At 69.0% G+C, this 13082-nt stretch carries 12 protein-coding genes; 6 read left to right on the top strand and 6 right to left on the bottom strand.

Annotated elements, in window-relative coordinates:
- Positions 1 to 33: 33 nt before the first annotated feature.
- The 6 genes from KIS93_RS40915 to KIS93_RS40890 are packed head-to-tail and all read left to right on the top strand — an operon-like array spanning position 34 to position 6058.
- The gene (locus tag KIS93_RS40915; protein WP_080042632.1) at positions 34 to 1134 is read left to right on the top strand and encodes an ABC transporter ATP-binding protein; all 1101 of its coding nucleotides are present in this window, start codon (positions 34 to 36) and stop codon (positions 1132 to 1134) included.
- On the top strand, positions 1127 to 2221 hold the full coding sequence (locus KIS93_RS40910) for an ABC transporter ATP-binding protein (RefSeq protein ID WP_080042633.1): 1095 nt from the start codon (positions 1127 to 1129) through the stop codon (positions 2219 to 2221). Before KIS93_RS40915 ends, KIS93_RS40910 begins: the two co-directional genes overlap by 8 nt.
- Entirely contained in the window at positions 2218 to 3165 is a 948-nt protein-coding gene (locus KIS93_RS40905; protein WP_222107737.1) for a carbohydrate ABC transporter permease, read from the top strand. The genes KIS93_RS40910 and KIS93_RS40905 overlap by 4 nt, the downstream gene beginning before the upstream one ends.
- A gap of 5 nt (positions 3166 to 3170) precedes the next feature.
- Entirely contained in the window at positions 3171 to 3980 is an 810-nt protein-coding gene (locus tag KIS93_RS40900; protein ID WP_080042635.1) for a carbohydrate ABC transporter permease, read from the top strand.
- A gap of 2 nt (positions 3981 to 3982) precedes the next feature.
- Positions 3983 to 4258: a DUF2160 domain-containing protein gene (locus KIS93_RS40895; protein ID WP_080042636.1), complete on the top strand. Its 276-nt coding sequence runs from the start codon at positions 3983 to 3985 to the stop codon at positions 4256 to 4258.
- Positions 4259 to 4273: 15 nt separating this feature from the next.
- Positions 4274 to 6058 (top strand): ABC transporter substrate-binding protein, encoded by a 1785-nt coding sequence (locus KIS93_RS40890; protein WP_080042637.1) that lies wholly within the window; start codon positions 4274 to 4276, stop codon positions 6056 to 6058.
- Between the two features lie 93 nt (positions 6059 to 6151).
- Here KIS93_RS40890 and KIS93_RS40885 read toward each other — a convergent pair whose 3' ends face one another.
- The 6 genes from KIS93_RS40885 to KIS93_RS40860 all read right to left on the bottom strand — a co-directional run bounded on the left by KIS93_RS40885 (position 6152) and on the right by KIS93_RS40860 (position 12893).
- The gene (locus tag KIS93_RS40885; protein WP_080042638.1) at positions 6152 to 7309 is read right to left on the bottom strand and encodes an alpha/beta hydrolase family protein; all 1158 of its coding nucleotides are present in this window, start codon (positions 7307 to 7309) and stop codon (positions 6152 to 6154) included.
- A complete protein-coding gene (locus KIS93_RS40880; protein ID WP_080042639.1) occupies positions 7299 to 8579 on the bottom strand; it encodes a Gfo/Idh/MocA family protein in 1281 nt (426 codons plus the stop codon). The genes KIS93_RS40885 and KIS93_RS40880 overlap by 11 nt, the downstream gene beginning before the upstream one ends.
- Before the next feature lie 23 nt (positions 8580 to 8602).
- On the bottom strand, positions 8603 to 9889 hold the full coding sequence (locus KIS93_RS40875) for an extracellular solute-binding protein (protein ID WP_155128486.1): 1287 nt from the start codon (positions 9887 to 9889) through the stop codon (positions 8603 to 8605).
- 43 nt (positions 9890 to 9932) lie between these two features.
- Positions 9933 to 10799 carry a carbohydrate ABC transporter permease gene (locus KIS93_RS40870; RefSeq protein ID WP_080042641.1) on the bottom strand — a complete coding sequence of 289 codons (867 nt, stop codon included), beginning with the start codon at positions 10797 to 10799 and terminating at the stop codon, positions 9933 to 9935.
- Complete coding sequence (locus KIS93_RS40865) at positions 10783 to 11745, bottom strand: carbohydrate ABC transporter permease (RefSeq protein ID WP_080047219.1); 963 nt, start codon at positions 11743 to 11745, stop codon at positions 10783 to 10785. Before KIS93_RS40865 ends, KIS93_RS40870 begins: the two co-directional genes overlap by 17 nt.
- A 194-nt stretch (positions 11746 to 11939) precedes the next feature.
- Positions 11940 to 12893, bottom strand: coding sequence for a LacI family DNA-binding transcriptional regulator (locus KIS93_RS40860; RefSeq protein WP_155128488.1), 954 nt, complete (start codon positions 12891 to 12893; stop codon positions 11940 to 11942).
- Positions 12894 to 13082 lie beyond the last annotated feature (189 nt).

Below are 13082 nucleotides of genomic sequence, written 5' to 3'. Positions count from 1 at the left end.
TAGAAGGGAGGGAAGCAGAGAGGACCGGGCACAGTGACGGTGATTCTCGACGGCATCTCCGTACGGCAGCGCGGAGAGACCTGGCTCGACGACATCAACCTCGAATTATCCGACGGAATGACCACCCTCATCGGCCCGATGACGGCCGGAAAGACGACGTTGATGCGCGTCGTCGCCGGCCTGCTGACGCCCGATTCGGGCCGCGTCGTGGTCGACGGGAAAGATGTCACGAAAATCTCCGTGCGAAAACGTTCGGTGGCTTTCGTCTACCAGCAATTCATCAATTATCCCTCGCTCACCGTCTACGAGAACATCGCCTCCCCCCTCCGCCTCGACCCCCGCTTCCGCCGCGCCGGCATCGACCGGCGGGTGCGCGAGGTGGCCGAGCTGATGGGCATCGCGGGCCTGCTGGAGCGCCGCCCGTCCGAGCTGTCGGGCGGGCAGCAGCAGCGCACGGCGATCGCCCGCGCGCTGGCCCGCCCCGTGGACGTGCTGCTGCTCGACGAGCCGCTGGCCAACCTGGACTTCAAGCTGCGCGAGCAGTTGCGCGCCGACCTGAAGACCATGTTCGGCGGCTCCTCGGGCGTGGTGCTCTACTCGACCGCCGATCCGAACGAGGCGCTGACGTTCGCCGCGCCGACCGTGGTCCTGGGCGAGGGCCGGGTGCAGCACGCCGGTGACGTCGCCGACATGTACGCGCACCCGCCGACGCTCGCGGTGGCGGCCACGCTCAGCGACCCGCCGCTCAACCTGCTGCCCGGCGTGGTCAGGGACGGCCGGATCGAGCTGCTCGGCACGTCCTTCCCCGCGCCGCGCGCGCACGCCTCCGGGCAGGCGGTCATGCTCGGCATCCGCCCCCACCAGGTGACGATCGAGCCCGTCGGCCCGGGCGCGCTGGAGCTGCCCGCCGAGATCAGGCTCGCGGAGGTGACGGGCAGCGCGACGTTCCTGCACCTCCTCCTCCAGGGCGGCCGTCACCTGGTCGCCCACCTGCCGGGCACGCAGCTCTTCACGCCCGGCGAGCCGGCGGTCGCGTACGTGAACCCCGCGCACATCTTCGTCTTCGACGAGGCGGGCGGGTCGGGCGGCCGGCTGCTGGCCACCAGTGCCGCGGAGGTGGACCTGCATGGCTGACATCCGGCTGGAGGGCGTGGGCCACAGCTACGACGGCGGCCGGACGTGGGCGGTCAAGCCGATGACGTGGACCTGGCGCAGCGCGCGGGCGTACGCGCTGCTGGGCCCGAGCGGCTGCGGCAAGACGACGCTCCTGAACATCATCTCGGGCCTGATCACCCCCACCGAGGGCCGCGTCTTCTTCGACGACCGCGACGTGACCGGCGTGCCCACCAGGGGCCGCGACATCGCGCAGGTCTTCCAGTTCCCCGTCCTGTACGAGGAGATGTCCGTCTACGACAACCTCGCCTTCCCGCTCAGGAACAGGAAGGTCCCCAAGCAGGAGGTGGACCGGCGGGTCCGCCAGGTCTCGCGGCTGCTCGGCCTCGACCAGGTGCTCGGCCGCAGGTCACGCCGGCTGGACGCGGGCCGCCAGCAGATCGTCAGCCTGGGCCGCGGCCTGGTGCGCTCGCAGGTGGCCGCCGTCCTGCTCGACGAGCCGCTGACGGTGGTGGACCCGGCGCTGAAGTGGACGCTGCGCAGCAAGCTCAAGGAGATCCACCGCGAGACCGGCCACACGCTGATCTACGTCACGCACGACCAGACGGAGGCGCTGACGTTCGCCGACGAGGTGGTGGTGCTCAACGAGGGCGCGATCGTGCAGGCGGGCGAGCCGTCGGAGCTGTTCCTGTCGCCGGCGCACGAGTTCGTCGGGCACTTCATCGGCTCGCCCGGCATGAACATGCTGCCCGCCGAGGTCGTCGGCCACGTCGTACGGGTCGGCGCGGCCGAGGTGGGCACCACGAAGGACGACCTGCCGCCCGGCCCGGTGCGGATCGGGGTGCGGCCGGAGTTCGTCCGGATCGCCCCGGCCGGCACCTCGCCGGGCGTGCCCGCCCGGGTGACCGGGATCGACCGGATGGGCGCGTACGACCTGGTCCACACGCTGGTCGGCGAGCACCCGGTGATCGCCAAGACCGAGGCGGGCTCCCCCTACCGGCCGGACGCGGCCGAGTACCTGCACTTCCCCGCCGAGCGCACGTTCCTGTTCCGCGACCAGGTCAGATGCGGCTCCCTCGCGCCGCTCGACGGAAGGGGGCCGGCGTGACCGTCGCAGGCAGCCAGGTGGGCGGCGAGGTCGTCGCCGCGCAGGAGCCGCCGCAGGCCGAGGAGGAGGCGCCGCGCGCGGCGCTGAAACGCAAGGACAACCGGGCCTGGTGGCTGGTCCTGCCGGTCGTGGTGTCGGTGGCGTTCACCGCCGTGATCCCGCTGATGACCGTGGTCAACTTCTCCGTGCAGGACGTCTTCAGCCCCGTCGACCGGGTCTTCGTCGGCCTGGAATGGTTCCGGACGATCTCCCGCGACCCCGAGGTGCGCGCCGCGCTCGTGCGCACGCTGCTGTTCTCCTTGCAGGTGCTGCTGCTGGAGATCCCCCTCGGCGTGGCGCTGGCCGTGGTGATGCCGCGCAGGGGCGTGTGGGTGTCGGTCGCGCTGGTGCTGGTCGCGCTGCCGCTGCTCATCCCGTGGAACGTGGTCGGCACGATCTGGCAGATCTTCGCCCGCGGCGACATCGGGCTGGGCGGCTGGACCGTCAACAACGTGCTCGGCATCAACTTCAACTACACGCTGGACTCCACCGACGCCTGGATCACGGTCCTGGTCATGGACGTGTGGCACTGGACGCCGCTGGTGGCGCTGCTGGCGTACGCGGGGCTACGCTCGATCCCCGAGCCGTACTTCCAGGCCGCGCAGATCGACGGCGCCTCGGCGTGGGCCACGTTCCGGCACATCCAGCTGCCCCGGCTGCGCGGGGTGCTGACGATCGCGGTCCTGCTCAGGTTCATGGACAGCTTCATGATCTACACCGAGCCGTTCGTGGTGACCGGCGGCGGACCCGGCAACGCCACCTCGTTCCTCAGCATCCTGCTGTCGAAGATCGCGGTCGGCCAGTTCGACGTGGGGCCCGCGGCGGCGTTCTCGCTGCTGTACTTCCTGATCGTGCAGGTCTTCTGCTACGTCTTCTTCACCGTGCTCACCAGGTCGGGGAGGTGAGCGCGATGACCAAGAGGCTGCCGTGGGCGCGCACGGTCTTCTGGTTGTACGTGGCCACGCTCATGCTGCCGCTGCTGTGGATGTTCGGCATGTCGATCCGGCCGAACGAGGACATCCTCGGCAGCTTCTCGCTCGTGCCGCAACGGGTCACCTTCGCCAACTACGCCACTTTCTTCACCGACTCGGCGTGGTATTCGAGCTATCTGAACTCCATCATCTACACCTCGCTGAACGCGGTGATGTCGCTCGTCGTGGCGCTGCCCGCCGCGTACGCGTTCTCGCGTTTCCGTTTCGCCGGCGACAAGCACCTGTTCTTCTGGCTGCTGACCAATCGCATGGCCCCGCCCGCGGTATTCCTGCTGCCGTTCTTCCAGATTTACCAGAGCGTCGGCCTGTTCGACACGCACCTCGGCGTGGCCATCGCGCACATGCTGTTCAACGTGCCGCTCGCGGTGTGGATACTCGAAGGATTCATGTCCGGAATTCCGCGGGAAATAGACGAGACCGCGGCGATCGACGGATATTCGCTGCCCCGGTTCTTCGTCCGCATCTTCCTGCCGATGATCCGGTCGGCGATCGGCGTCACGCTGTTCTTCTGCTTCATGTTCAGCTGGGTCGAGCTGCTGATCGCCCGGACGATCACCTCGGTCGACGCCAAGCCGATCGCCGCCACGATGACCCGCACGGTGAGCGCGGCCGGCGTCGACTGGGGCCTGCTGGCCACGGCGGGCGTGCTCACCATCGTGCCCGGCGCCATCGTCATCTGGTTCGTCCGCAACTACATCGCCAAGGGCTTCGCGCTGGGGAGGGTCTAGCGATGCTCGACTGGATGGTCTGGACCGTCCCCACGGCCCTGGTGTTCGCCGGGCTGGCCCTCCTGCTGGTCGTCATGGCCGTCTGGGCGCGCCTCTCCCCGCCGGTGGCCAGGCGGGGGTTCCTGCGCATCGAGACCGACCGGGGCGACCGGCTCTACATCGGCCTGATCAGCGCCGCCGTCGTGCTGGCCGGCTGGATCGCGATCACCGACCTGTCCATGTGGCTCGCGCTCGGCTGCGCGCTGCTGGTAGCGGTCGTGATCGGCATTTGGGGTTAAGAGAGGAGCCGTACGATGAGGCATCGGGCACGCAGGTCCACGGCCGTCGGCCTGGCCGCCATCGCCCTGATAGCGGCCGGCTGCACCCAGGGCGCGGAGAAGCCCGCCAGCGACTACAAGGAGGCCGACGGCAAGGCCGCGGCCCAGCGGTGGGTGTCGGAGGAGTTCACGCCGAGCACGCTGAGCAAGGACCAGCAGCTCGCCGAGATGGACTGGTTCATCAAGGCCGCGGCCCCCTACCGGGGCATGCAGATCAACGTGGTCTCCGAGACGATCACCACACACCAGTACGAGTCGCAGCAGCTCGCGAAGGCGTTCAGCGAGATCACCGGGATCAAGATCAAGCACGACCTGATCCAGGAAGGCGACGTCATCGAGAAGCTCCAGACGCAGATCCAGAGCAACCAGAACATCTACGACGCCTACGTCAACGACTCCGACCTCATCGGCACCCACTCGCGCGGCGACTACGTCTTCCCCCTGTCGGACTACATGGCCGGCGAGGGCAGGAACGTCACCTCCCCCACCCTCGACCTGAACGACTTCATCGGCATCAGCTTCACCACCGGCCCCGACAAGAAGATCTACCAGCTGCCCGACCAGCAGTTCGCCAACCTCTACTGGTTCCGCTACGACTGGTTCACCGACCCCGAGATCAAGAAGCAGTTCAAGGCCGCCTACGGCTACGACCTCGGCGTCCCGGTCAACTGGGCGGCCTACGAGGACATCGCCGACTTCTTCACCAACAAGGTCAACGGCAACGGCACCATCGACGGCAAGAAGGTCTACGGCCACATGGACTACGGCCGCAAGGACCCGTCGCTGGGCTGGCGCTTCACCGACGCCTGGCTGTCGATGGCCGGCAACGGCGACCCCGGCATCCCCAACGGCCTGCCCGTGGACGACTGGGGCATCCGGGTGGAGAACTGCCGCCCGGTCGGCTCGTCCGTCACCCGCGGCGGCGACACCAACGGCCCCGCCTCCGTCTACGCGCTGACGAAGTACGTGGAATGGCTGAAGAAGTACGCGCCCCGCGAGGCGGCCGGCATGAACTTCAGCGAGGCCGGCCCCGTGCCCGCGCAGGGCAACATCGCCCAGCAGATCTTCTGGTACACCTCGTTCACGGCCGACATGACCAAGCCGGGGCTGCCGGTCGTCAACGGCGACGGCACCCCCAAGTGGCGCATCGCGCCGAGCCCGCACGGCGCGTACTGGAAGAACGGCAACAAGCTGGGCTACCAGGACGCCGGCTCGTGGACGCTGCTGAAGAGCACCCCGCAGGACCGCCGGGCGGCGGCCTGGCTGTACGCGCAGTTCGTCACCTCGAAGACGGTGTCGCTGAAGAAGTCGATCGTCGGGCTGACGTTCATCCGCGACTCCGACATCAAGAGCGACTACTTCTCCCAGAACTCCAAGAAGTACGGCGGCCTCATCGAGTTCTACAACTCCCCCGCCCGCAAGCAGTGGACGCCGACCGGCACGAACGTCCCCGACTACCCCAAGCTGGCGCAGCTCTGGTGGCAGAACGTGGCCACCGCCGTGACCGGCGAGACCACGCCCCAGCAGTCCATGGACAACCTGGCCAAGCAGCAGGACGAGATCCTGGCCCGGCTGGAGCGGCTCTCGCAGCAGCGGCAGGGGTACGGCGGCCAGTGCGCGCCCAAGCTGAACCCCGAGCGGCCCGCCCAGTACTGGCTCGACCAGCCCGGGGCTCCGGCGCCGAAGCTGGCCGACGAGCGGGGCAAGCCCGAGACCCTCGACTACGACAAGCTGATCGCCACCTGGAAGCAGGGCAACTGACCGATCCAGCCGAGCGGCGGCCTGCTCCCTGAGCTGAGCCGCCGTGCGTGCGGCGGCCTGCTCCCTGAGCTGAGCCGCCGTGCGTGCGGCGGCCTACTCCTTGAGGTGGGCCGCCAGCCAGTCGAAGGCCCGCTCCTGCATCGGCACGTCGAAGCTGTGCGGCACCTCGGCGAACACGGCCGCGTAGCTCTCGGGGGCGTCGCGGTACCGCTCGCCGATGATGGCGTGGGCGCGGCGCATGCCCTCCTCGGGGAAGAGCTCGTCGCGCAGGGCGTACTGGACCATGAGCGGGCCGGGCGCGCGGGCGGCCATCAGGTCCGGCCAGTCGCCCAGCCGGGCCAGGCCCGGCGGCCACAACATCCACGTGTGCCTGGGCACGTGCCGGTCGAGCAGGTCGCGGTAGGAGGAGGCCATCGCGGCGACGACGACCGCGCGCTGGTCCGGGTCGAAGGCGCCGAGCAGCGCCGCCCGCAGGCCGCCGCCCGACAGGCCGGCGCAGCCGACCGCGCCGACGTCGGGGCGCGAGCGCAGGTAGGCCGCCGCCGCCAGGTCCTCGCCGGCGACGACGCCGGTGAACGAGGTGCCGAGCACGGTGCAGTACTTGGCGACGACGTGCTCGTGCGCCTTGGCCGCCGCGTCGTACCGATCGGCCTCGCTCAAAACCACCGCGCCGGTCCCGCCGGCAGGCGCCGCGCCGGTCTCACTGAGGGGCGCGCCCGGGGCGTCCCCACGCTGCGCCGCGGCGGGCGGCCCCTCAGTGGTCTCCAGGGGGAAGCGGCGGCTGCCCCACGTCAACACGTCGTGCGCGAGCACCACGAAGCCGCGCCGGGCCAGCGCGTTCGCGAAGGCCCGGCCGCCGTAGATGGCGTCCCTGAGCCGCCGCACCTCGGGTGACGGCGGCTCCGGCCCGTCGGCGATCTTCTCCTTGCCGGCGTACTTCATCCCGGCGTGGCAGTGCAGCGCCACCACGCCGGGCAGCGGCCCGTCCGCGTCGCGCGGTTTGAGCAGGTACGCCCGGGTGCGCGGCCCGAACCCGACCGTCCACGACAGCTCCTCGCCGTGCAGGTCGCCGTCGGTCCAGGTGCGCTCGACGCGGACGTCGGCGGCGGCGAGGTCGAGCACCCCGATGGCGTCCCGGGCCGCCGCGCGCAGCTCGGGCCCGGGCAGGACCGGGTACAGGCCGCGCTGCGCGGCGGCGATCCCGGCCAGCTCGGTGAAGACCCGCGCGGTCCCAAGCTGTTCAGACGACACGGGTGCCGTCTTCGGTGAGGCGGACGGGGGCTCCGGTGCGGGCCGAGACGTTGGCCGCGTGGCCGGTCAGGACGCTGCGGATGCCGTCGCGGTAGCCCGCCTGCCGCCTCAGCGGGTCGTCGCCCGGCCCGCGGAAGACGTCGTCGAGCAGCAGCCGGTCGCCGCCGCCGTGCCCGCCGGCCCCGGTCTCGATGGGCACCTCCTCGGGCTCGCTCCAGTGCCGCCGCAGCAGCAGCCGCTCGGAGGAGCCGGTCGCGTGCTCCTTGGAGGCCGCGCTCGGGTCGACAGCGGCGTGCGGGGGCGTCCACTCCCGCTCGCACACGTCCAGCTCCAGCCGCCCGGCGGTGCCGTTGAAGGCGACGCGGTACCCCTCCCACGGGGCGTGGGCGTGCAGCGAGTACGTCAGGACGGCCCGGTTGCTGTAGCGCACCATGACGGACATGTTGTCGTCGATGGTGATGCCCTCGCCGAAGACGTCCCGGTCGCGCAGGTAGCCGTCCTCGTGCTCGGCGTCCAGGTAGAGCCGCTTGAGCCGCTCGTCCAGGGAGATGTCGAGCAGGAACGGGTCGGTGCCGAGCCCGGGTGCGCCGTGGGCGCGCTCGGGGCGGCCGGTCAGGCCGCGCTCGCGGGCGTTGCCGGCGCCGTAGAAGCGCAGGTCGGTCTGGGCGAAGACGAGCTCGGGCGCGGCGCCCAGCCACCAGTTGACCAGGTCGAAGTGGTGGGTGGACTTGTGCACGAGCAGCCCGCCGGAGCGGGCCCGGTCGCGGTGCCAGCGGCGGAAGTAGTCGGCGCCGTGGATGGTGTCGAGCAGCCACTCGAAGTGCACCGAGGTGACCTCGCCGATGGCGCCGTCCTGGAGGAGGCGGCGGACGGCGGAGTTGCGGGGCGAGTACCGGAGGTTGAAGGTGACAACCAGCCTGCCGGTGCTGCGCTCCGCGGCGGCGGCGATGGCCGCGCAGCCGTCGGCGTCGGTCGTGAGGGGTTTCTCCACGATGACGTCGCGGCCGGCGTCGAGCGCCGCGCACACGTACGTGGCGTGCGTGGCGTCGACGGTGGTGACGATGACCGCGTCGGCGAGCTCGAGCACCTTGCCGAACTCCTCGGGGGCGAAGCACGGCACCTGTCCGCCGATCCGCTCGGCGTAGTAGCCCATGCGGGTGCGGTTGGTGTCGCACAGGGCGACGATGGTGCCGGCGTCGCGCCACTCACCGAGCAGCGCGTCGACGTACATCTGCGCGCGGTGCCCGAGCCCGACGAACGCGTACCTCATGCCTGTCCCAATGACCTTTCGGCTCAGCCCGCGATGGAGGCGTTGACCTCGGTGATCAGCTTCTGCGCGGCGTCGTCGGGGGTCATGCGGCCGAACATGACCTCCTCGGAGTAGCGGGTGATGATGTCCTCGGTGGCGCTGGAGCCCTTCGGCGGGGCGGCCGGCGGGTCGCTCAGCTCGCTCTTGTTCTCCTCCAGGAAGGTGAGCGTCTTCTGGTCGGCCTCGGGGAGCTTGTCGCGCACCGCGGCCAGCACCTTGGAGCTGGCCGGCAGGCCGCGGTCGCTGAGGATGATCGCGCCCGCCTCGGGGTCGTTGATCATGAAGTCGATGAACTTGGCGGCCTCGGCGGCGTGCTCGGTCTTGGAGGAGGCGCTGTAGAACATGGCGGGCTGGGTGAACATGCCGCCCACGGTGGCGCCCTTGATCTTCGGCATCCGCAGCAGGTCGAGCTGCTGGCCCGACGCCTTGGTGGCGGCGCCGAGCTGGTTGCTCCACCACATGCCCATGGCGCCGGTGTTGGTGCCGAGCAGCGACTGGTCGATGCTGGTGGCGCCGATCTCGGCGCTCTTGGCGGCGTCCGGCGCGCCCTTGCCCTTGATCAGGTTCTGCATGATCGACCACCATTCCTTGATGGTCGCGGGCGTCACGCCGAGCTTGTTGCCGTTGTAGAACTGCTCGCCCTTCTGCGTGGCGTAGATCTGCAGGTAGGCGGGGTTCCAGCTCAGCTGCGTGCCGATGACCTTGCCGCCGCTGCCGGCGGTGATCTTGTTGGCCAGCGCGACGTAGTCGTCCCACGTCCACGTCTTGTCGTCGGGGAGCTCGGCCTTGGACTGCTCGACCAGAGCCTTGTTGACGATCAGGGAGAAGGCGTTGACGCCGGTGGGGATGGCGTACTGCTTGCCGTCGATGGCGCCGGTGGCCAGCACCTTGGCGTCGATGTCGGCGGTGTTGACCTTGCCGGTCACGTCGGCGAGGGTGCCGCGGTCGGCGTACTCGCGCAGGCCGCGGATCTCCAGGCTCATGACGTCGGGCGCGTCGCTGCCGGCGACCTTGGTGGACAGCGTCTCGTAGTAGCTGGCCCAGTCCGAGAACTCGCCCTCGACGTCGATCGTCGGGTTCTTCGCCTCGAACTTCTTGATCGCCTCTTCGGTCATCTTCTGCCGCGCGTCACTGCCCCAATAGGAGAAGCGCAGCTTGATCTTGCCGTCGGCGGTCTCTCCGCCGCCGCTGCCACTGCCGCAGGCCGCGGTGACCGCCAGCACAGCGGTGGCGAGCAGGGCCGCCGACCACATCTTCTTGCCAGAGCTCACGGCTCTACCTCCTATGGGTGTTCACTGTCGGGGGGTGGAGGAGCTACTTCAGTCCCGTGGTGGCGACACCACGGATCAGGTATTTCTGGCCGGCCAGGAAGAACCCGAAGATGGGGCCGAGCGCGATGATCGACATGGCGAACATCGGGCCCCACGACGAGTCGCTGCTGGCGTCCAGGAACGTGCGCAACGCTACCGGTACGGTGAAGTTGTCGGGGTTGTTGAGATACAGGAGCTGGCTGAGGAAGTCGTTCCACGTCCAGATGAACGTGAAGATCGCCGTCGTGGCCAGCGCCGGCATGCACAGCGGCATGACGACCCTGATGTAGATGCGCCAGTAGCCGGCGCCGTCGATCTCCGCGGCCTCGTCCAGCTCGCGCGGCAGCGTGCGGATGAACTGCACCATCAGGAAGATGAAGAACGCGTCGGTGGCCAGGATCTTCGGCATGACCAGCGGCCAGATCGTGTTGATCAGCCCGAGCTCGGAGAACATGATGTACTGCGGCACGATCGTCACGTGGTGCGGCAGCATGATGGTGCCCAGCATGATCGCGAACCAGAACTTCTTCAGCGGGAAGTTCAGCCGGGCGAAGGCGTAGGCGGCCAGCGAGCAGGCCACCAGGTTCGCCACCACGGAGATGGCGGTGACCACCGCGGAGTTCCACAGGTAGTAGCCGAAGGGGTGCTTGAGCGCGTACCAGCCCTCGGTGTAGTTCTCGAAGGTGATCTGGCTGGGCAGCAGGCCCGGCTCGCGGAAGATGAGCTCTTCCGGCTTCAGCGAGCTGGAGATCATCCAGAGCAGCGGATAGAGCATGACCAGGCCGAAGCCGATCAGCAGGATGTGCTTGGCCACCCGCCCGCCCCGGAACGGGCGGAACAGGACCGGGACCGGCCTACTTGGTGTCGCCATAGAAGACCCAATACTTGGAAGCGAGGAAGTTCACCCCGGTGAGCCCGGCGATGATGAGCAGCAGGACCCACGCCATCGCGGCGGCGTAGCCCATGTCGTAGTTCTTGAACCCCTCTAGGTAGAGGTAGAGCGTGTAGAACAGGGTGGAGTCGGCCGGGCCGCCCTTCCCGCCGCTGACGATGAACGCCTGCGTGAACGACTGGAACGACTTGATGAGCTCCAGCACGAGGTTGAAGAAGATGATCGGGGTCAGCAGCGGGATCGTGATCGACCTGAACTGCCGCCACTTGCCGGCGCCGTCCACGGAGGCGGCCTCGTAGTAGCTGCTCGGGATCTGGCGGAGCCCGGCCAGGAAGATGATCATCGGGGCGCCGAACGTCCACACGTGCAGGAGGATCAGCGTGCCGAGCGCGTAGTCGGGGTGCCCCACCCAGCCGGGCCCCTCGATGCCGAACATCGCGAGCACCGCGTTGACCAGGCCGTCCGCGCCGAAGACCTTCCGCCACAGGATCGCGATCGCGACGCTGCCGCCGAGCAGCGAGGGCAGGTAGAAGATCGAGCGGTAGAACGACAGGCCGCGCAGGCCGCGGTCGAGCACCAGCGCGAGCGCGAGGGCGAAGGCGAGCTGCAGCGGCACCGAGACGATCACGTAGACCGTGGTCACCTGAAGCGAGTTCAGGAACCGGTCGTCCTCCGTGAACATCTTGATGTAGTTGTCGAAGCCGATCCACTTGGCCTCCTCCAGGAGGCTGTAGTCGGTGAACGACAGGTAGAGGGAGGCGAAGATCGGGCCGATCGTGATGACGAGCAGGCCGACGAACCAAGGGGCCAGGAAGAGATAGGCGGCCCGTGCCTCCCGGCGGGACCGTTTCGTGGAGCGGTGACCGCCGCGGGCGGGTTCGGGCACCGCGCGCCGGGGTTTCACCGCCACCGAAACTTCAGTCATCACGGACCTTCCGGCGAGAAGTGAATGGATAGCGCTTTCCTATAGCTGGCGGGAAAGTTGCGTCAACCCTTTGCAGGCGTTACATAGCCGTTACCGATATATCGACACGACGTTTCCGCAGCTAGCAAGCGTGACCACCCAATAAGTCTGATGAATTACGATCTGGATTAGTACAACCGTTTGCAGACGCTGCGTCATCGGGGAGCAGCGGTGGAGTCCCTGATCACGAGCCTGGTCTCCAGCGAGGTGGTGGCGCTGACCTCCTGGATGAGCAGGTCCACCGCCAGCCGCCCCGCGGCCGCCGTCGGCATGGCCACCGTGGTCAGCTTCGGGCGGTTCAGCCGGCCGGGCACGATGTCGTCTATCCCGACCACGCTCATGTCCTCCGGCACGCTCAGGCCCAGATCGCCCAGGCCCTCGATGAGCCCGATGGCCACCAGATCGTTGTAGGCCAGCACGCCCGTCACGCCGGAGTCGCGCACCCGGCCGGCGGCGGCGAACCCGCCCCGCTCCGTGGGCGCGTTCGGGCCGATGACGACGAGCTCCACCCCCGGCACCTGCTCGGCCGCCGTGCGGATCTCGGCGCTCGTCCACGACCCGGCCGGGCCCGACACCAGGGCCACCCGCCGGTGCCCCAGCTCCGCCAGGTGCTCCACGGCCAGTCTCGCCCCGTGCCCGACGTCCATCAGCACGGTGGCCGCGCCGCGCAGCCGCCGGTTGATCACCACGAACGGCACCCGCTCGGCCAGCCGCTCCAGCGCCTTGTTCGACGAGCGCGGGCTGCACAGCACCACGCCGTCCACCTGCTTGGAGAACGCCTGGATCAGCTCCTCCTCGGCCGCCGGCTCCTCGTCGGTGTCGGCCACGAACAGGTGGTAGTCGCGTTGCCTGGCCGCCGAGTGCGCCGCCTTGATCAGCGGCGGGAAGAACGGGTTGGCGATGTCGGCCACGATCAGGCCCAGGTTGTGGGTACGCCCCGTCGTGAGCGCCCTGGCCGCCCGGTTGGGCCGGTAGCCCAGCTCCTCGGCCACCGTGAGCACCCTGCTCCGGGTGGCGGCGTTCACCATGTGCGGCGCGGAGAACGTCCGGGACACCGTCGAGACATGCACGCCGGAGGCCCTGGCCACATCACGAATCGTCACTGTCACAGTCGCACACCCTAACGCAACCGCTTGCAGAACCAACGAGTACGATGAAAGCGCTTGCCGCACGCCCCTGCCCCAGGAGTCCCAGGGAACCCCCAGCTAGACGGGCGGCGGAGAAATCGCCTCTTGACGCTTCACCCTTCCGGACATGAAGGTTTAGTGCAACTGTTTGCAGTCTTGAAGGAGCCCCAC

Origin of the sequence: [Actinomadura] parvosata subsp. kistnae (assembly GCF_900323885.1) — a bacterium.
In the GTDB taxonomy this organism is placed as follows: Bacteria; Actinomycetota; Actinomycetes; order Streptosporangiales; family Streptosporangiaceae; genus Nonomuraea; species Nonomuraea composti.
Note: the sequence above shows the minus strand (reverse complement) of the source record. Positions and strands in the feature narration are given on the sequence as shown.

Excerpts from the sequence above, each read along its gene's own strand:
- KIS93_RS40910 (WP_080042633.1), top strand. The coding sequence starts at position 1,127 with ATGGCTGACATCCGGCTGGAGGGCGTGGGCCACAGCTACGACGGCGGC.
- KIS93_RS40900 (WP_080042635.1), top strand. The coding sequence starts at position 3,171 with ATGACCAAGAGGCTGCCGTGGGCGCGCACGGTCTTCTGGTTGTACGTG.
- KIS93_RS40895 (WP_080042636.1), top strand. The coding sequence starts at position 3,983 with ATGCTCGACTGGATGGTCTGGACCGTCCCCACGGCCCTGGTGTTCGCC.
- KIS93_RS40890 (WP_080042637.1), top strand. The coding sequence starts at position 4,274 with ATGAGGCATCGGGCACGCAGGTCCACGGCCGTCGGCCTGGCCGCCATC.
- KIS93_RS40880 (WP_080042639.1), bottom strand. The coding sequence starts at position 8,579 with ATGAGGTACGCGTTCGTCGGGCTCGGGCACCGCGCGCAGATGTACGTC.
- KIS93_RS40870 (WP_080042641.1), bottom strand. The coding sequence starts at position 10,799 with ATGGCGACACCAAGTAGGCCGGTCCCGGTCCTGTTCCGCCCGTTCCGG.
- KIS93_RS40865 (WP_080047219.1), bottom strand. The coding sequence starts at position 11,745 with ATGACTGAAGTTTCGGTGGCGGTGAAACCCCGGCGCGCGGTGCCCGAA.